We start from the raw sequence: 18,271 nt of genomic DNA on the forward strand, positions 1-18,271 counted from the left end.
GTCAGCCCTCCGTCGGGGTGGTCGGGGCGGGGGCGGTGGCGTCGGAGTCGACACGCCGCCCACGGTTCCAGCCGGGTCTGCGGAAGCGGTAGAAGAGCAGCGGCGGCGTCCCGAGCGCGACGATCACGACGAGCATCATGACCGGGTAGAGGTGCGGCGGGATCCCGGACAGCCCCTGGGGAGGGACGAAGCCGAGCGCGAAGGCGGCCGCCGAGGCGGCGAAGCCGATGCCCGCCACCAGCTTGATCGCCGGTACCCGGTAGGCGCGTACCACGTCGGGGCGCAGCCCCCGCAGCCGTAGCGCGGAGACGAACATCAACATGTACATGATCAAGTACAGTGCCGCCGCCATGTCGACGAGGGTGAAGAAGGCCGTCGAGACGTTGGGGATGGCGATGAACAGGGCCGCCAGGGCCGTCACGATCAGGCCCTGGACCAGGAGGATGCTCTGCTGGACACCGGCCTTGTTGCGCTTCTGCATCCACGGGGGCATGAGCCCCGTCTCCGCGGCGGCCAGCACGCCCTTGCTCGGGCCCGCGATCCAGGTGACCACGGAGGCGAGGGCGCCGACGGCGATGGCGGCGGAGACCACCGCCGTGGCCCACGGGACGCCCCAGTGGTCGAAGAAGACCTTGAAGGCGAGGTTGATGCCTGTGGTCAGGCCCAGTTCGCCCTTGGGGACCGCGAGCGCCACGGCCAGGGTGGGCAGGATGAACACCCCCAGGATTCCGGCGACGGCGATGAACACCGCCTTCGGATATCCCTTGCCGGGGGCGCGCATGTCCGTGGCGTGGACGGCGTTGACCTCCATGCCCGCGTACGCCAGGAAGTTGCTGACGATCAGCACCAGGCTGGCGAAGCCGGTGAACGGCGGCACCACGTCCCCCCAGTGGAGGGGGACCTGGCTCTCCTGGCCGGTGCCGAGCCAGCAGGCACCGAGCACGATGAGCAGGACGCCGGGGGCGATCGTGCCGATCAGACCGCCCCACGACCCGACCTTGGCGAAGAGGTTCCCGCCCCGCAGGGTCAGCGCGGTGGACGCCCAGTACAGGACGACGATCACGATCGCGGTGTAGAGACCGGAGCCGGACAGGTTCTGGTCGGCGAGGACGAAGGTGAAACTGGCGGCGATGAAGGCGAGCTGGACGGGGAACCAGACGACGTTCTGGATCCACTGGAGCCAGATCGCGACGAAGCCCCAGCGCGCGCCCATCGCCTCCCGGACCCAGACGAACACCCCGCCGTTCCAGCCGGTCGCCAGCTCGGCCGCCACCAGGGCCACCGGGACCAGGAAGAACAGCGCCGGGATGAGGTACAGCGTGATGCTGCCGAGGCCGTAGGTGGACATCGTCGGCAGGCTGCGCAGGCTCGCCACCGCCACCACCGTGAGGACGGCCAGATTGAACACCGAGAGGTACGCGCGCGGGCGCGGGGGTACGGCCGCCGCGGCGGGCCCCCGCTCCGCCGGAGGCGGAGTGACCGCGGCCATCAGTGGTGGAACCCGGAGACACGGCCCTCGGAGGGCATCGGTGCGCTGAGCCCGTCGAGGAACCCGACGGCGTGGCGGATGTCGTCGAGGAGGGAGCGGGCGAGGTCCATGCCCAGCCCGTTGCGCACGACCACGCGCTGCACGGTCAGATCGGCGAGATCGTCCGGCAGCGGGTAGGCGGGGACCTGCCAGCCCTTCAGGCGCAGCCGCTCGGACAGGTCGTACAGCGACCAGTTCCCGGTGTGGCCCGCCTTCTGCCGCCAGGCGAAGACCGGAATGTCCGAGCCGTCGTTCCACAGCTCGAAGGCGTCCATGGCGCCGACGCCTTCCGCGAGGAACCGGGCGACGTCATGGCTGGCCTTCTGCACCGCCCGGTACCCGGCCCGGCCCTGCCGGAGGAACTGGTAGTACTGCAGGAGGACCTGGGCCCCGGGGCGCGAGAAGTTCAGCGCGAAGGTGGGCATGTCACCGCCCAGGTAGCTGACGCGGAAGACCAGGTCCTCGGGGAGCAGGTCGGCGCTGCGCCACACCACCCAGCCCAGACCGGGGTAGACCAGCCCGTACTTGTGGCCGGAGGTGTTGATGGAGTGGACCCGTTCGAGCCGGAAGTCCCACACCAGGTCGGGCTGGAGGAACGGGGCGATCATCGCGCCGGACGCGCCGTCGACGTGCAGCGGGACGTCCAGACCGGTGTCGCGCTGGAGGGCGTCCAGGGCGGCGGCGATCTCGCGGACCGGCTCGTACACACCGGTGTACGTCACGCCGAGGATCGCCACGACACCGATGGTGTTCTCGTCGACGTACGAGGCCAGGTCATGGCCGTCGAGGCACGTGTGGTCCTCGGTGATGGGTACGTACCGGGGCTCGACGTCCCAGTAGTTGCAGAACTTCTCCCACACCACCTGGACGGCCGACGACATCACGAGGTTCGGCTTGTCGGCCGGTTTCCCCGCCGCCCGGCGGGCGTGCTGCCAGCGGCGCTTGAGCGCCAGGCCCGCGAGCATGCACGCCTCCGACGAGCCGACGGTGGACGTGCCGACGGTCCCGGCCGGGTCCGGCGCGTTCCACAGCTCGGCCAGCATCTTCCAGCAGCGGTCCTCGATCGCCGCCGTCTGCGGGTACTCGTCCTTGTCGATCATGTTCTTGTCGAAGGCGTCCGCGTACAGCTTCGACGCGTACGGGTCCATCCAGGTGCCCACGAACGTCGCCAGGTTCAGCCGCGAGTTGCCGTCGAGCATGATCTCGTCGTGGACGATCTGATAGGCCGTCTCCGGAAGCATGGACCCGGCCGGGATCCGGAACCTGTCCGCCACCGCCGTCTCTCCCGGACGGGCGAACAGCGGGTTCACCTCCACGATGCCGTCATCGGCCATGACACCCCTTCCTCGCGCGCTTTTTCGCCCGCATCCTCCCCTTCGTCCCGCCGCTCGCCAGGGAGACCTGCGTCGGCCGGAAGGACGGAGCGCCGTCTTTCACCGGGATGGCGGCTTCCGCCGGGGCGGCGGCCCCCACGGCTCCGGACCTGGCCCCAGGGCCCGTCCGACCATTCCCGCCCGCCTCACGACGCCATGCACGCACCTGACGCCGCGCGGCCGCCCTGCGGGCGACGACGGGAAGGGTCGGACGGGCCCCAGGGCGTGTTTCAAAAGTGGCGCCGTCTGCCCGGAGGGCAGGCCTGGCGGCGTCTGGTGCGTGCGATCGCAAGGCGGAGGGTCGCCCCGATACTGGATGTATCGCGGCGATCCCGACAACGCGGCGAGCGTGCGTGCCAGGCGTCGCCAGGCAGGCGGGACTCTCGAAACACGCCCTAGGGTGGGGACATGCGCGCTCACGTCCAGGAGATCGTGTTCGACTGTGCCGGTCCGGCCGCGCTCGTCCGTTTCTGGGCCGGGCTCCTCGGCGGGGAACCGGTCGACCGCGGCGACGCCTGGTCGTACGTGGACCCGCCGGACTTCGTCCGGCTCGCCTTCCAGCGGGTGCCGGAGGGCAAGGCGGTGAAGAACCGGGTCCACCTCGACCTGGCGGTCGAGGACCCCGGCCGGGCGGCCGAGGAGGCGTCCCGCGCGGGCGCGGTGCGCGTGGGCGGGCCCGTGACCGACCCCCAGGGCACCTTCCAGGTCATGCGGGACCCGGAGGGCAACGAGTTCTGCTTCGTGACCGGCTGAGGAAGGCCGGATGTCCCCGCCGCTCCGTGACCGGCCGAGGGGGTCCGAGGCCCTCACGCCGCCTGCCCACCGGCCGAGGAGAAAACCGACGCACCACGTCGGCGGGGTCTGCCCCATGACCGTCCGAAGGGGCCCGATGCCCCCACGCCGTCTGGTCGCCGGCCGGGGGACCCCGACGCACCGCACCGCTCCGTGACCGGCCGAGGAGGCCCGATGAGTCCGCGCTCCACCGCACCGGCGTCGCCGCACGTCCACCATCCGCTGTTCGCCCGTTTCTACGCCCGGGTCAGCGTCTCCGCCGACACCAGGGGCGGGATCGCCCAGCTCCGGGCCGAGCTGCTCTCCGGGCTCTCCGGGCGGATCGTCGAGATCGGTGCCGGGAACGGGCTGAACTTCGCCCACTACCCGGCGGGCGTGACCGAGGTGGTGGCCGTGGAGCCGGAGGCCCGGCTGCGCCGCCTCGCGGAGGAGGCCGCCGCGCGGGCGCCCGTCCCCGTCACCGTCCTGCCGGACACGGCCGAGGCCCTGTCACCGCCCGACGCCTCCTTCGACGCGGCGGTGGCCTCCCTCGTCCTCTGCACGGTACGGGACCTCCCCCGGGCCCTCGCCGAGCTGCACCGGGTGCTGCGCCCCGGCGGCGAGCTGCGCTTCCTCGAACACGGGGTGGCGGACACCCCCGGTCTCGCCCGGGTGCAGCGGGCCCTGGACCGGACGGTCTGGCCGCTGCTCTTCGGCGGCTGCCACACCGCCCGTGCCCCGCTCGACGCGATCGGGGCCGCCGGGTTCGTGCCGGGGCCGTACCGCTCCTTCCACATCCCGGAGAAGGGCCCCCGGCTGCCCTCGTCCCCCTGTGTCCTCGGGGTGGCGCGGCGGCCGTAGACGCCGCCGGACGCACGAGTCGCGGGGCTGCGGGCGCGCGGAACGGCGGCCGGGCAGCCCGCGCGCGCCGGAGCACCCCACACCTCCCGTCCCGCGCCCCCCTGTGCGTCCCCGTGCGTCCCGGCAGCCGGAACCCCGTGGCACCGGCGTGGCCCTCCGTGATGGGATCCGGCCATGATCGATCTGCTGATACGTAGTGCCACCCCCGACGACGTCGACGCCGTGCTCGCCTTCTGGCGCGAGTCCGCCGAGGGGACGTCCGTCTCGGACGACGCGAGCGGGGTGACCGCGCTGGTCGAGCGCGACCCCGAGGCCCTGCTCCTGGCCGTGGCCGACGGCCGGATCGTGGGGTCCGTCATCGCGGGCTGGGACGGCTGGCGCGCCACGCTCTACCGGCTGGCCGTGCTGCCCGCGTACCGCCGCCGAGGCATCTCCACGGCGCTCCTGAAGGCGTCCGAGGAACGGTTCCTCGCGCTCGGCGGGCGCCGGGCGGACGCCATGGTCCTGGAGTCGAACGAGACCGGGCAGCGGCTGTGGGCGGCGGCGGGGTACGAGCGGGAGGTCCGCTGGCGCCGGTGGGTCAAGCCGCTGGCCCGCTGACGAGACGCCCGGCCCGAGGCCCCGGGCTCCGGAGGGCGCCGACCGGACACCCGGCCAGGATGTCCGGTCGGCATCGGGCCCGCGTCGACCGGACACCCCGGGACAAGGCGTCCGACCGGTACGGGAGACCATGCCGGTACGGGGTGCCCCACCCGGGCACCCCGTACCGGGAGGGGGTACCGACCGGGCATCCCGGGGCAGAGGTATGCGCGTCGGCGAGGGCGTCCCGGGGCAGCGTGGTCCGCCGGTGCCGGGCCGGTCGGCCCGGCACGTGTGTGTCAGGGCTGATCACCATGGCCTTTTGCGGGTCCTTTACCATGGTTGCTCATCCCGCCACCCACGACCGAAAGGTGTGAGCGTCCGCCCATGGGCGAGCCTCCCAGTAGTACTGTCCCCCGACGCACCGGAACCGGCGGCCGACACCGCGCGGTCCTCCGCCCCCTGACTGATCATGGGACGGAGGTGAACCGATGACCGAAGTGCTTCTGCTCCTCCTGGCGCTGCTGCTCGCCGTGGCGTGCGGCGCCTTCGTCGCGGCGGAGTTCTCGCTGACGACCGTGGAGCGCTCCGACCTGGAAGCGGCCGTCGAGCGCGGCGAGCGCGGCGCCGCCGGGGCCCTGAAGGCCGTCCGGTCGCTCACCTTCCAGCTCTCCGGCGCCCAGCTCGGCATCACCGTCACCAACCTGGTGGTCGGCATGCTCTCCGAGCCCTCGATCAGCAAGCTGATCCGCGGTCCGGTCGAAGCCGTCGGCCTCTCCCCCTCCGTCGCCTCCTCGGTCGCGCTGGTCCTGGGCACCGCCCTGTCGACCGTCGTCCTGATGGTGGTCGGCGAGCTGGTCCCGAAGAACTGGGCGATCTCCTCGCCCCTCGCGGTCGCGAAGGTGGTCGCCACCCCGCAGCGCGTGTTCACGGCCGCGTTCAAACCGCTGATCAGCCATCTCAACAACACCGCGAACCGGATCCTGCACCGTCTCGGCATGGAGCCGACCGAGGAGCTGGCGTCCGCCCGTTCCCCGCAGGAGCTGGTGGCGCTCGCCCGGCACTCCGCCAAGGAGGGCGCCCTGGAGGCGGACACGGCCGAGCTGTTCGTCCGTACCCTCAATCTGGCCGGGCTGACCGCGGAGAACGTGATGACGCCCCGCGTGCAGGTCACCGCCCTGGAGGTGCAGGCCACCGCCGAGGACGTCGCCAACGCGACCCGGGCGACCGGCCTGTCCCGCTTCCCCGTCTACCGGGGCAGCCTCGACGCGGTGGTCGGCATCGCGCACATCAAGGACGTCCTGGCGATACCCGCCGCGGAACGGCCCCAGCGCCGGATCGGGGAGCTGCTGCGCGAGCCGCTGCTCGTCCCCGAGACCCTCACGGTCGACCGGCTCCTGGACCGGCTGTCCGGGAAGCAGACCATGGCCGTCGTCATCGACGAGTACGGCGGTACGGCCGGGGTCGTCACCCTGGAGGACATCGTCGAGGAGGTCGTCGGCGAGGTCCGCGACGAGCACGACCCGCACGAGACGCCCGACCTGGCGCGGGCGGGCGAGGACGCGGACGGGCGCGAGCTCTGGTCCGCCGACGGCGCCGCCCGCACCGACCAGGTGGGGGCGATCGGGCTGCGCGTGCCGGACGGCCCGTACGAGACGCTCGCCGGGGTCCTCGCCCATGAGCTGGGGCGCATCCCGGCCGTCGGCGACAGCGTGGAGCTCGCCGGGTGGCGGCTCGACGTGGTGGACGCCTCGGGCCGTCGCGCGGCCCGTGTCCTGCTGCACGAGCCGCCGCCCGGCTCCGCGGACGAGACCGGGGAGGCCGGCCGATGATCGTCGTCCAGTTGCTGATCGGCCTGCTCACGCTGGTCGTCAACGCCTTCTTCGTCGGCGCCGAGTTCGCCCTGATCTCGGTCCGGCGCAGTCAGATCGAGCCGCTGGCCGAGGCCGGGAACCGGCGGGCGCGCAGTGTCATCTGGGGTCTGGAGCACGTCTCGGCGCTGCTCGCGGCCGCCCAGCTCGGCATCACGCTCTGCACCCTGGTGCTCGGCATCGTGGCCGAACCGGCCATCGCCCATCTGCTCGAACCAGTGTTCGACGCTGTCGGTGTGCCGCACGGCCTGGTCCATCCGATCTCCTTCGTGATCGCGCTGAGCGTGGCCACGTATCTGCACATGCTGCTCGGCGAGATGGTGCCGAAGAACATCGCGCTGGCCGAGCCGACGCGCACCGCGCTGGCCCTCGGCCCGCCGCTGGTCACCCTGGCGCGGACCCTGCGGCCGGTGATCTTCACGATCAACACCTTCGCGAACACGCTCCTGAAGCTGTTGCGGGTGGAGGTCAAGGACGAGGTCGCGGCGACGTTCTCGGACGACGAGCTGGCCCGGATGGTCACCGACGCCGGTGACGCCGGTCTGCTCGACGACCGGGCTACCGAGCGGCTGCACGACGCCCTCGAACTGGGCCGCCGTCCGGTGCGGGACGTCGTGATGCCCTCGGAGCGGGTGGTGTACGCGCAGGTGGGCACCACTCCGGAGGAGCTGGAGGCGCTGTCGGCGCGGACGGGCTTCTCCCGTTTCCCGATGGTCGACTCCGAGCGCCGCATCCTGGGCTATCTGCACGTGAAGGACGCCCTGGACGTGACGCCCCGGGACCTGCCGTTCCCGGTGTCGGCGCTGCGGCCGATCGCCCGGGTGCGGGCGGCCACCCCGCTCGACGACGTCCTGACGGCGATGCGCCGCAGCCGGACGCACCTGGCGGCGGTGCTCGACGAGAACGACAGGCCCGCCGGGCTCGTCACGATGGAGGACGTGCTGCGCGAACTGGTGGGGCGCCCCGCGGCGCCGTGACCGACCGCGCGACGAGCGGACCCCGAGGGGCCCCGGGAGTGATCCCGGGGCCCCTCGGGCGTTCCTGTGCCTCTGACCGGGCCCCGGAAACACCCGGTCAGAGCGCGGTGGCGGCCAGCCAGGCGTCGAGCAGTCCCGTGTCGCCGGTGCGCCGGAAGCGGGGGTCGGCGGCGGCGAACCGGCCGTGCAGGAGGAGCAGCAGCTCCCCCGCCCCCGCGTCGACCCGCACGGCGGGGACGGCGGGGCCCTCACCGGCCCCACGGGTCCAGGTGAACCCGCCGCCGCCGAGGACCAGGGTCCAGCCGGTGCCGGTGTCGTGGGCCGTGAGCCGGATCACCGCGCCGTCGCGGTCGAGCTGGGCGAGGGCTTCGGCGGCCCGGGGGACGTACGGCAGCTCGGCGAGGAGGTCGTCGACGGCGTCGGCGGCGGTACGGGGGTCGGCCGGGCCCGGTTCCCCGTGGAGCGCGATCCCGGCGTCCGCCAGGTGCACGAGGGTCTCGCGGAGCAGCCGGGCCGGGTAGGAGCGCACGTGCGGGTCGCCGCCGGGGGACCAGACGGGTGCGTCCGGGTCGGCCGCCCGCAGGGTGCGGACGGTGGCGTCGGCGGTGGTGGCGAGCCAGTCGGCGTAGGCGGCGGGCTCGGCGGGCAGACCGAGCGGCAGGTCGCCGGGCAGGACGCGGGCGCCGGCCCGGGTCCGCACCAGGTGTCCGGCCCAGTGGTGGAGGGTGCCGAGGTCCCGGGTGAGGTCCGCGAGGGTCCGGCCGGGGCGGGTGGACACGGGGGTGGCGGGGTCGGCGTCCCGGACGGCCGTGACGAAGCGGCGGGCGTGTTCGGCGACGGCCTCGCAGGCGTCGGTGTGGATGTCCTCGGTGAGGCCGAAGCCCTCGGAGAGGGTCAGCAGCTCGTCGCGCCAGGGGCCCTCGGGGTGGCGCAGGGCCACGGCGCGGAACAGTCCGTCGAGGGTCCGCCGGTCGGCGGGCGGGAGCGCGCCGAGGACGTGCCCCGTCAGCTCCAGCCACTCGACGGCGGTGTCGGGGTCGAGGACCTCGTCGTCGCAGGCCGCCACCGCCGTCACCAGCTCGGCCAGCGCCTCGGCCAGTGCGCCCGTCAGCGCGTCGCTCATCGGGTCTCCCCTCCCGGGATGCTCCACGGCACCCGCGCATACCGCGCGGTATGATCGCTCCGCCATGGAGATGAATGCCACGTACAACAGTCTTGTCGCCGTCGGCGACAGCTTCACCGAGGGTATGTCGGACCTGAAGCCCGACGGCTCCTACCGCGGCTGGGCGGACGTCCTCGCGGGCCGTCTCGCGGGCCGCTCCCCCGGCTTCCGGTACGCGAACCTCGCGGTGCGCGGCAAGCTCATCGGACAGATCGTCGAGGAACAAGTCGGCCCGGCCGCAGGCATGCAGGCCGATGTGGTGACCCTGGTCGGGGGGCTCAACGACACCCTGCGGCCGAAGGTCGACATGGTCCGGGTGCGGGACCTCCTCACCGAGGCAGTGGAACGCCTCACACCCGCCTGCGGGCAGCTCGTCATGATGCGCAGCCCGGGACGCGACGGCCCGGTCATGAAGCGTTTCCGGCCCAGGATGGAGGAGCTGTTCGGCCATGTCGACGCGCTGGCCGCCCGGCACGGGGCGCTCGTCGTCGATCTGTACGGGGCTCCCGCGCTCGGCGACCCCCGGCTGTGGGACGTGGACCGGCTCCATCTGACGGCCGACGGGCACCGGCGGGTCGCCGAGGCGGTCTGGCAGTCGCTCGGCCTCGCGCCCGAGGAGGACTGGCGCACCCCGCTGCCCCCGGCCGCGCCCCCCGGCTGGGCGGCCCGGCGGGTCACCGACGCCCGGTTCGCCCGGGAGCACCTGGGCCCCTGGATCGGCCGACGGCTCACGGGCCGCTCGTCCGGCGACGGGCGGGCGCCCAAGCGCCCCGAGCTGCTGCCGTACGAGCCCCCGGCCGTCCCGTGACGGCCCGGGTGACCTGCGTCTCGTAGCAAGCTCCAGTCCGGCCCGTGGCGCTGGCCTGCAGGAATCACCAGTAGAATGCGTCCACGTGACTGCTGTGACTGCGAAGCCCCGCATCCCCAACGTTCTGGCCGGCCGCTACGCCTCCGCGGAGCTCGCCGTCCTCTGGTCCCCCGAGCAGAAGGTGAAGCTGGAGCGTCAGCTGTGGCTCGCCGTGCTCCGCGCGCAGAAGGACCTCGGGATCGAGGTGCCGGACGCCGCCCTCGCCGACTACGAGCGGGTCCTCGACCAGGTCGACCTGGCCTCGATCGCCGAGCGCGAGAAGGTCACCCGGCACGACGTGAAGGCCCGGATCGAGGAGTTCAACGCCCTCGCCGGTCATGAGCACGTCCACAAGGGCATGACCTCGCGCGACCTCACCGAGAACGTCGAGCAGCTCCAGATCCGGCTCTCCCTCGAACTGGTACGGGACCGCACGGTCGCCGTCCTCGGCCGTCTCGGCAAGCTGTCCGCCGAGTACGCGGAGCTGGTCATGGCGGGCCGCTCGCACAACGTGGCCGCGCAGGCGACCACCCTCGGCAAGCGTTTCGCGACCGGCGCGGACGAGCTGCTCGTGGCGTACGCGCGGCTGGAGGAGCTGCTCGGCCGCTACCCGCTGCGCGGCATCAAGGGCCCGGTCGGCACCGCGCAGGACATGCTGGACCTGCTCGGCGGCGACGCGGGCAAGCTCGCGGACCTGGAGCGGCGGATCGCCGGTCACCTCGGCTTCGCGCAGGCCTTCACCTCGGTCGGCCAGGTCTACCCGCGCTCACTCGACTACGACGTGGTGACCTCGCTGGTGCAGCTGGCCGCCGCCCCGTCGTCGATCGCCAAGACGATCCGGCTGATGGCGGGCCACGAGCTGGTCACCGAGGGCTTCAAGCCCGGCCAGGTCGGCTCCTCGGCGATGCCGCACAAGATGAACACCCGCTCCTGCGAGCGCGTCAACGGTCTGATGGTCATCCTGCGCGGTTACGCGTCGATGACCGGCGAGCTGGCCGGTGACCAGTGGAACGAGGGCGACGTGTCCTGCTCCGTGGTCCGCCGGGTCGCGCTGCCCGACGCGTTCTTCGCGCTGGACGGCCTCCTGGAGACCTTCCTGACCGTCCTCGACGAGTTCGGCGCGTTCCCCGCCGTCGTCGCCCGCGAGCTGGACCGCTACCTGCCGTTCCTGGCGACCACCAAGGTCCTCATGGGCGCGGTGCGCGCGGGCGTGGGCCGCGAGGTCGCCCACGAGGCGATCAAGGAGAACGCCGTCGCCTCGGCCCTGGCCATGCGCGAGCGGGGCGCCGAGCGCAACGAACTGCTCGACAAGCTGGCCGCCGACGCGCGCATCCCGCTGGACCGGGCGCAGCTCGACGAGCTGATGGCCGACAAGCTGTCCTTCACCGGCGCCGCCGCCGAGCAGGTCGCCACCGTGGTCGCCCGCGTCGAGGAGATCCTCAAGCGGCACCCCGAGGCCGCCGCCTACGCCCCCGGAGCGATCCTCTGACCGGTGCCCCCCGGTTCACCCAGGAGCAGCTGGAGGCCGCCCGTGACCGCGTCGTCCCCGACGTGGCCGCGGGCGGCCTCTCCGTACTGTTCTGCGGGATCAACCCGGGTCTCATGACGGCGGCGACGGGCCACCACTTCGCCCGCCCCGGCAACCGCTTCTGGCCGGTTCTCCACCTGTCCGGGTTCACCCCGAGACGGCTGCGCCCCGACGAGCAGGAGGAACTGCTCTCGTACGGGCTCGGGATCACCAACGTGGCGGCGCGGGCGACCGCCCGGGCGGACGAGCTGAGCCCCGAGGAGTTCCGGGAGGGCGGCCGGATCCTGGCGGAGAAGGTCGAGCGGCTCGCGCCGCGCTGGCTCGCGGTCGCCGGAGTCACCGCGTACCGCACGGCCTTCGGCGAACCGAAGGCCGCGATCGGACCGCAGCAACGCGTGATCGGAACCACCCGGGTCTGGGCGCTGCCCAATCCGAGCGGCCTCAACGCGCACTGGACGGCGGAGACGATGGCCGGGGAGTACGCCCGGCTCCGGGAGGCCGCGGGGCTGCCGGAGGCGTAGCCGCGGAGGAACCCGGGGCCCGGCCGACGAGGACCGCAACGCGTTGGAGGGGTGGTACCTCGCCGAGGTCGGGCCGGACGCGGACGGTTCCGCCCGGCCGCGTCCGCTGTGGATCGCTGTCGCCCACGACCTGGGCCCGCCCTCGGGGACACGGTCGTCGCGCGGGCGCCCGGACCCTCCTGGACCTTCCGCCGGTCCCGGGAGGGGGCCAGGGACGTCTCCCCCCCAACACCCGGTGATCATGGGCTTCACCCGGCTCCGCGACAAGCGGTACGACGTCGATCCGTTCCTCTTCCCCGCCGGGACCGGCGGGAGTCCGCTCGGCGGGCCCGACGTCCGGGGAAGCTTCCGCCGCTTCGTCGACCCGGCGGCCGGATACGCCCGAGGGGGCCGCCGACATCCTCGGGCGCGCACCGGAACATACCGGTCCGTCCCTTGCGTCCCCGACGGGGTGAGGGGTGGCACTCGCCCGGACCCGTCCCATTGAGTACCATCCGCCCAGAGAGGTGCGCGAGCTGGGAGGACACACTGTGGGGCGGCTGACCGGCGGGGATCCCTCTCTGCTTCGGCGGATCAACTCCGCGGTGGTGCTCCACGCCCTCCGGGGCGCGTACGCGCCCACACTCACCGATCTGACCCGGATCACCGGTCTGTCGCGGCCCACGGTCGAGGGCGTCGTCGAGGGGCTCATGGAGGCCGGTCTCGTCGTCGAGGCGGCGCCCGAGGAGGGCGGGGCCCGGCGCCAGGGCCGTCCGGCGCGGAGGTTCCGCTTCCGCGCGGAGGCCGGGCATCTGCTCGGCATCGAGATAGGCCCGCACCGGGTGGCGGCGCTCCTCTCCGGTCTGGACGGCCGGATCATCGGCGCCGGTTCGCGCGAGGTGTCGGAGACGGCCCCGGCGGACGAGCGTCTGGACCGGGTCCGCGCGGTCGTGGCCGACGTACTGCGCAGGGCCGGGGTCGCCCGGTCCAATCTGCGGGCCGTCGGTGTCGGCAGCCCCGGCATCGTGGAGGCCGACGGCACGGTCCGCCTCGGCACGGCCCTGCCGGGCTGGACGGGCCTCGCCCTGGGCGAGCGGCTGCGGCGTTCGTTCCGGTGCCCGGTGATCGTGGAGAACGACGCGAACGCGGCGGCCGTCGCCGAGCACTGGAAGGGCGCGGCGACCGACTCCGACGACATCGTGTTCGTGCTCGCGGGGCTGAGCCCGGGGGCCGGTTCGCTGATCGGCGGACGGCTGCACCGGGGGTTCGGCGGGGCGGCCGGGGAGATCGGCGCGCTGCACCTGCTCGGCCGGGGCGTCACGCCCGAGCACCTGCTGTCCACCACGGACGAACCGCTGCACCCGCTGGACGAGCAGGCGGTCGCCGAGGTGTTCGCGCTGGCCCGCAAGGGGGACGCCCGCGCGGAGGCGGCGGTGGAACGGTTCATCCAGCGTCTCGTCCACGACGTGGCGGCGCTGGTCCTCGCGATAGATCCGGAGCTGGTGGTCGTCGGCGGCTGGGCGGCCGGTCTGGACGGCGTGCTGCCGCCGCTCCGGGAGGAACTGGCACGGTTCTGTCTGCGACCGCCCCGGGTGGCTCTGTCCATGCTCGGCGAGGCGGCGGTGGGCACGGGCGCCCTTCGCCTGGCCCTCGACCACGTCGAGGAACAGCTCTTCGCGGTCGACGGAACGGCCCGCCGCTAGGTTCAGCGGGCGGGCCGTGGTCCGAAGGAGTCCGGTGCGGTTGCTACGAGGCCATCAGCAGGTCGACGGAGTCACCGAAGGTCAGTCGGCAGGTGTCGGCGCGGTAGGTGGCGACGGAGACGGCGGCCGTACGCCCTCCGGAGAGGTAGCGGGTCGTCACGACGAGGACCGGCGCGCCCGGCAGGCGGTCGAGTTCCCTGGCGTCGTCCGCGCGGGCGGAGCCCAGCTCCACGGAGCGGTCCTGGCCGTCGAGGGCGAGGTGCTGGAGTTCGCGCAGCACCGCGCGGGCGCGGGCGGCTCCGGGGGGCGCGTCTATGGCGCTGAGACCGGGGACGGAGTCCGCCGGAACGTAGAGCAGCTCGGCGGCGACGGGCCGTCCCTGGCTGAAGCGGAGGCGGCGGACGACGTGCACCCGCTCCTCGGCTCCGCTGTCCAGGACCCGTGCGACGGCGGCCGGGGCCACGTCGGCCGCGGAGTCCTGCGGCAGCCAGGCCTCGTCACCGACGCCCGGCCAGGCGTGCTGCGTGGTGGAGACGTCGACGCCGACGCGCGGCGGGGCGACGGTGGTGCCGACGCCGCGGCGCCGCTGGAGCCGGCCTTCCAGTTCCAGTTGCTCCAGTGCCTGCCGGAGCGTGGCACGGGCGACGCCGAAGCGTGCCGCGAGCTCGCGCTCGTTGGGGAGGACCTCCCCGACGGCGAACTCCGAGTCGAGTGCTTCACCGATCACTGTCTTGAGGTGCTGGTACTTCGGTTCCGGCACCGATGCCAGCTGCGTGGTCCCCACCCTGATCCTCCGCAATTCGCCGTGTCCCGCGGCGTTTCCGCGCCCTTGTTTATTAAAGGTTCCTGCACTAACTCTGCGACCATAAGGCGAGCACACCCCTTGGTCAAGACCAATCCTCGGCCCTCCGGGCCCAAATGTGGACCTCTGACCTAGATCGTTCACAGGACGTTCGCGGTCCCGTGAGCCCCGCGCAGCAAAAAGCCCCGTCTCCTGGTCGGGAGACGGGGCGAGTTCCGGCCGATCGGCGCGATCACGGTGCGGGAAGGGGCCGGGAGGAGACCTCAGGGGGCCCCGGGGCCCCCGAGTCCTCCGGGACCGGCGGGCCCCTCGGGGCTGATGAGACCTTCGGGATCAACGGGTCCCTCAGGTCCGGTGAGGCCTTCGGGATCGACGGGTCCCTTGGGATCAGCAAGCCTCCCGGGGCCGGTCCCGCCGGACTCGCTGGTCCCGCCGGTCCCGTCCGTCCCGCCAGTCCCCTCGGTCCCGCCGGTGAGACCGGTGAGACCGGTGAGACCGGTGAGCTTGTCGGGGTTCCGGATGATGTAGACGCACTGCACGCGTCCGTCGCGCACCTCGATCTGCACCAGGCTGTCGGGCCGCCCGTCGAGGAGGCCGACGACCGCCGGAGCCCCGTTGACCTCGACGAGACGCAGATCGTAGAGGGTGTCCGCGCCCTGCGAGGTGGCGGCGAGGAATCGGCCGATCTTGTCGGCGCCCTCGATGATCCGCAGGGGTGCCTTCGCCTTGCCGCCGCTGTCGCCGACGAGGCGCGCGTCCGGGGCGAGCAGGGCGAGCAGCCCGCCGAGGTCGCCGCCCGCCGCCGCGGTGAGGAACCGCTCCGTGAGGTCGCGCCGCTCGGCCGGATCGACGTCGTAACGGGGCCGGCCCTCCTCGACGTGCCGCCGGGCCCGCCCCGCGAGCTGCCGCACGGCCGCCTCCGTACGGTCGAGCGCGGTGGCGATCTCGCCGTACGGGAAGCCGAAGGCCTCGCGCAGCACGAAGACGGCCCGCTCCAGGGGCGAGAGCGATTCGAGGACGACGAGGACGGCCAGCGAGACGGAGTCGGCGAGCAGGGCCCGCTCGGCGGTGTCGGGCGCGGCCGGGCCGAAGTCGGTGACGACGGGCTCGGGCAGCCAGGGGCCGACATAGGACTCCCGGCGCGCCTGGGCCTGACGGAGCCGGTCGAGGGCGAGCCGGGTGGTGATCCGCACCAGGAAGGCGCGGGGTTCACGGACCTCGGCCCGGTCCCCGCCCGTCCAGCGCAGCCACGCCTCCTGGACGACGTCCTCGGCGTCGGCGGTGCGGCCGAGCATCCGGTAGGCGACGCCGAGGAGCATCGGCCGGTGCTCCTCGAAGACTTCGGTCAGGGTGTCGGTCGGGATGTCGGTGGGCACCCGTCCATCCCAGCCCACCCGGGGCGCGCTGTCCAGTTCCGGCCGCCCTCTTGAACTCGTGGCTACCGATCGGTAATTCTCGCGTCGAGACCACCAGGACAAGGAGTCCGCATGCCCGAACGGATCACGCTCACGACCGGGACCCCGGCGGGCCCCCGCCCGTTGACCCTCACGTACGAACGCCGTGGCACGGGCGAGCCGTTGCTGCTCCTGCACGGCATCGGGCACCACTGGCAGGCCTGGGAGCCGGTGCTCGACGTGCTGGCCGCCGACCGTGACGTGATCGCCGTCGACCTGCCCGGCTTCGGGGCGTCGGACGCGCTGCCCGAGGGCTGCGCCTACGACCTCGGCACGGTGGGCCGGGTGCTCGACGCGTTCGCCGGGGCCCTCGGCGCCGAACGGCCGCACGTGGCGGGCAACTCGCTCGGCGGGCTGCTCGCCCTCCACCTCGGCCGGGAGGGCCGGGCCCGCTCGGTCACCGCCCTCTCCCCCGCCGGCTTCTGGTCGGAGGCCGAGCGGCACTACGCCTTCGCCACGCTGCGGGCCATGCGGGGCGCGGCCCGGTCGTTGCCGGTGCCGCTGATCGACCGGCTGTCCCGGACGCCCGCCGGGCGCACCGTGCTCACCAGCACCATCTACGCGCGCCCGGGGCGCCGTCCGGCCGGGGCCGTCCGCGCGGAGACGCTGGCGCTGCGCGGGGCCCCCGGCTTCGCCCGGACCCTGGCCGCCGGCCGGGACGTGGTGTTCGGCGACGACATGCCGGGGGTGCCCGTCACCGTGGCCTGGGGCACCCGTGACCGGCTGCTGCTGCCCCGGCAGGGCGTCCGTGCCAAGCGGACGCTCCCCCGCGCGCGGCTCGTACGGCTGCCCGGCTGCGGCCATGTGCCCATGAACGACGATCCGGCCCTGGTCGCCCGCGTCCTGCTGGACGGGAGCCGCTGACCGGGTGGTGGGGGTGAGCGCTCGGACAGTGGAGGCTGGGTCGTGGGGGGGGCGCGCCGGCCCTCGGTCACGAGGATCGCGGTCGTGGGGATCGCGGTCCTGAGGGTCCCGGTCTCGGGGATCCAGGGGATCCAGGGGATCCAGGGGATCCAGGAGTTCAGGTGGCCTCGGCGGTCGCCGTATCCGTCTCGGTCGTCTTCGTGCCGGTGGTCCTGTCCGGGCGGTCGAGGGGGTCGGTTCCCGGGCGGTCGGGCTCGTTCCGGTGGCCGACCGGGCCTCCCGCCTCGCCCCGGTCGCCGACGGATCCCCCCGGCTCGTTCCGGTCGCCGACCGGGCCCGCCCCGGCCCCGGCGGGCCCGTCACGGTGGCCGGGTGAGGCGGGCCCGGTCCTGTTCCGGCGGCCGATGAGTCCGGTGCCGACGGCGGCACCCGCTCCCACCAGGAGGCTGCCCGCCGCCTGCGGGAGGCCGAAGGAGCCGCCGCCGACCAGGGCGGCGCTGAGGGCGGCGGCGATCGGGATCGCCCCCGTGAAGAGGGTGGCCCGCTCCATGCCGACGCGCTGGACCCCCATGTAGAAGAGGACGAAGCCGACCACGGTGGCCAGGATCGCCTGCCACAGCAGGGCTCCTGTCTCGACTCCCGTCGGCATCCGGACGAAACCGGAGCCGTCGACGACCAGCCCGACGAGTGCCGCCTCGACGGCGCCCACCCCGCAGACGGTGGCGGTGAGCAGCTTGGGGCCGAGCAGTCTGAGCACCGGGACGGCCAGCACGGTGAACCCGACCTCGCCGAGGAGCGCCGCCACCGACCAGCCGATCCCGGCCAGGTCGGTGCGCCCCCAGCCCTGCACGGTGAAGGCCCCCGCGGCGACGAGCAGAGCTCCGTACAGGACGACGGGGGCGGGCCTGCGGCCTTCGACGAGCGGGACGAGGACGGCGACGACGACCGGGGCGCAGCCGACGAGGACGCCGGGCACGGCGGGTTCGGCGGTCCGTTCGGCGGCGAGGACCGCCAGGTTGAAGCCGATCATGCCGACGGCGGCGAGGGCGGCGAGGCGGCCCCAGTGACGGGCGGTCAGGGTGCGCAGCGGGGCGAGCCCGCCCCGGCCGAGCAGCGGGAGCAGGAGCAGACAGGCTGCGGCGTAGCGCAGTGCCTGGCCACCGGCGTACGGGTAGGCGCCGAGGAGGCTGTTGGCGGTGAAGGAGGCGCCGACGAGGGCGTAGGCGAGGGTCACCAGGAGGACCCCGCGCAGGGCGTTCGCGTTCATGCCTCCGACGCTAGGAAGCGGAGTGGTCCGGTTGAAGGTCCACTTCCGTCGTGCCATCGGGGACCACTTCGCCGGGGCACGGGTCTCCGGGCCGCTCACGGGTCCCCGGCCGGGCCGGGCTCCGGCGGCGCGGACGGGCTCGCCGTCGTGCCTTGTCCCGTTTCGGTCAGTGCGCGGCGGTTTC

Annotated in this window: 15 protein-coding genes and 1 pseudogene; 10 read left to right on the forward strand and 6 right to left on the reverse strand. The window is 73.6% G+C overall.

Features of this window, described 5'->3' with window-relative positions; all coding sequences use genetic code 11:
• Window position 1: 1 nt before the first annotated feature.
• Window positions 2-1,489, reverse strand: a complete 1,488-nt coding sequence (locus tag ACIRQY_RS17365) for an amino acid permease (RefSeq protein WP_403926320.1) — start codon at window positions 1,487-1,489, stop codon at window positions 2-4.
• Entirely contained in the window at window positions 1,489-2,862 is a 1,374-nt protein-coding gene (locus ACIRQY_RS17370; protein ID WP_403926323.1) for a glutamate decarboxylase, read from the reverse strand. The genes ACIRQY_RS17365 and ACIRQY_RS17370 overlap by 1 nt, the downstream gene beginning before the upstream one ends.
• 447 nt (window positions 2,863-3,309) lie before the next feature.
• On the opposite strand from ACIRQY_RS17370, the gene ACIRQY_RS17375 reads away from it, so the two are divergent.
• From ACIRQY_RS17375 to ACIRQY_RS17395, 5 genes are all read left to right on the forward strand, one after another.
• Window positions 3,310-3,654: a VOC family protein gene (locus ACIRQY_RS17375; RefSeq protein ID WP_351783652.1), complete on the forward strand. Its 345-nt coding sequence runs from the start codon at window positions 3,310-3,312 to the stop codon at window positions 3,652-3,654.
• 213 nt (window positions 3,655-3,867) lie between these two features.
• On the forward strand, window positions 3,868-4,533 hold the full coding sequence (locus tag ACIRQY_RS17380) for a methyltransferase domain-containing protein (protein WP_351783650.1): 666 nt from the start codon (window positions 3,868-3,870) through the stop codon (window positions 4,531-4,533).
• A 174-nt stretch (window positions 4,534-4,707) separates the two neighbouring features.
• The gene (locus ACIRQY_RS17385; protein ID WP_351783648.1) at window positions 4,708-5,133 is read left to right on the forward strand and encodes a GNAT family N-acetyltransferase; all 426 of its coding nucleotides are present in this window, start codon (window positions 4,708-4,710) and stop codon (window positions 5,131-5,133) included.
• Between the two features lie 470 nt (window positions 5,134-5,603).
• Window positions 5,604-6,944, forward strand: a complete 1,341-nt coding sequence (locus tag ACIRQY_RS17390; RefSeq protein ID WP_351783646.1) for a hemolysin family protein — start codon at window positions 5,604-5,606, stop codon at window positions 6,942-6,944.
• Complete coding sequence (locus ACIRQY_RS17395; RefSeq protein WP_351783644.1) at window positions 6,941-7,960, forward strand: hemolysin family protein; 1,020 nt, start codon at window positions 6,941-6,943, stop codon at window positions 7,958-7,960. The genes ACIRQY_RS17390 and ACIRQY_RS17395 overlap by 4 nt, the downstream gene beginning before the upstream one ends.
• Window positions 7,961-8,057: 97 nt before the next feature.
• On the opposite strand, the gene ACIRQY_RS17400 is transcribed toward ACIRQY_RS17395, so the two are convergent.
• Window positions 8,058-9,083 carry a maleylpyruvate isomerase N-terminal domain-containing protein gene (locus ACIRQY_RS17400; protein WP_403926331.1) on the reverse strand — a complete coding sequence of 342 codons (1,026 nt, stop codon included), beginning with the start codon at window positions 9,081-9,083 and terminating at the stop codon, window positions 8,058-8,060.
• 64 nt (window positions 9,084-9,147) lie between these two features.
• On the opposite strand from ACIRQY_RS17400, the gene ACIRQY_RS17405 reads away from it, so the two are divergent.
• From ACIRQY_RS17405 to ACIRQY_RS17420, 4 genes are all read left to right on the forward strand, one after another.
• Window positions 9,148-9,930 (forward strand): SGNH/GDSL hydrolase family protein, encoded by a 783-nt coding sequence (locus ACIRQY_RS17405; RefSeq protein WP_403926334.1) that lies wholly within the window; start codon window positions 9,148-9,150, stop codon window positions 9,928-9,930.
• 85 nt (window positions 9,931-10,015) lie between these two features.
• On the forward strand, window positions 10,016-11,458 hold the full coding sequence (gene purB / locus ACIRQY_RS17410) for an adenylosuccinate lyase (protein ID WP_351783638.1): 1,443 nt from the start codon (window positions 10,016-10,018) through the stop codon (window positions 11,456-11,458).
• Window positions 11,459-11,520: 62 nt separating this feature from the next.
• The gene (gene mug / locus ACIRQY_RS17415; protein WP_403926338.1) at window positions 11,521-12,018 is read left to right on the forward strand and encodes a G/U mismatch-specific DNA glycosylase; all 498 of its coding nucleotides are present in this window, start codon (window positions 11,521-11,523) and stop codon (window positions 12,016-12,018) included.
• A gap of 530 nt (window positions 12,019-12,548) precedes the next feature.
• Complete coding sequence (locus tag ACIRQY_RS17420) at window positions 12,549-13,700, forward strand: ROK family protein (RefSeq protein WP_351783634.1); 1,152 nt, start codon at window positions 12,549-12,551, stop codon at window positions 13,698-13,700.
• A 43-nt stretch (window positions 13,701-13,743) separates the two neighbouring features.
• On the opposite strand, the gene ACIRQY_RS17425 is transcribed toward ACIRQY_RS17420, so the two are convergent.
• Window positions 13,744-14,484 (reverse strand): GntR family transcriptional regulator, encoded by a 741-nt coding sequence (locus ACIRQY_RS17425; protein ID WP_351783633.1) that lies wholly within the window; start codon window positions 14,482-14,484, stop codon window positions 13,744-13,746.
• A 503-nt stretch (window positions 14,485-14,987) separates the two neighbouring features.
• Window positions 14,988-15,866 (reverse strand): annotated as a pseudogene (locus ACIRQY_RS17430) (RNA polymerase sigma-70 factor); the annotation flags it as partial.
• A gap of 123 nt (window positions 15,867-15,989) precedes the next feature.
• Here ACIRQY_RS17430 and ACIRQY_RS17435 point away from each other — a divergent pair.
• Window positions 15,990-16,820: an alpha/beta fold hydrolase gene (locus ACIRQY_RS17435; RefSeq protein WP_403926343.1), complete on the forward strand. Its 831-nt coding sequence runs from the start codon at window positions 15,990-15,992 to the stop codon at window positions 16,818-16,820.
• Between the two features lie 157 nt (window positions 16,821-16,977).
• Here ACIRQY_RS17435 and ACIRQY_RS17440 read toward each other — a convergent pair whose 3' ends face one another.
• Window positions 16,978-18,087, reverse strand: coding sequence for an EamA family transporter (locus tag ACIRQY_RS17440; protein ID WP_403926346.1), 1,110 nt, complete (start codon window positions 18,085-18,087; stop codon window positions 16,978-16,980).
• Window positions 18,088-18,271 lie beyond the last annotated feature (184 nt).

This window comes from Streptomyces sp. NPDC101490, assembly GCF_044767145.1.
Classification (GTDB): domain Bacteria; phylum Actinomycetota; class Actinomycetes; order Streptomycetales; family Streptomycetaceae; genus Streptomyces.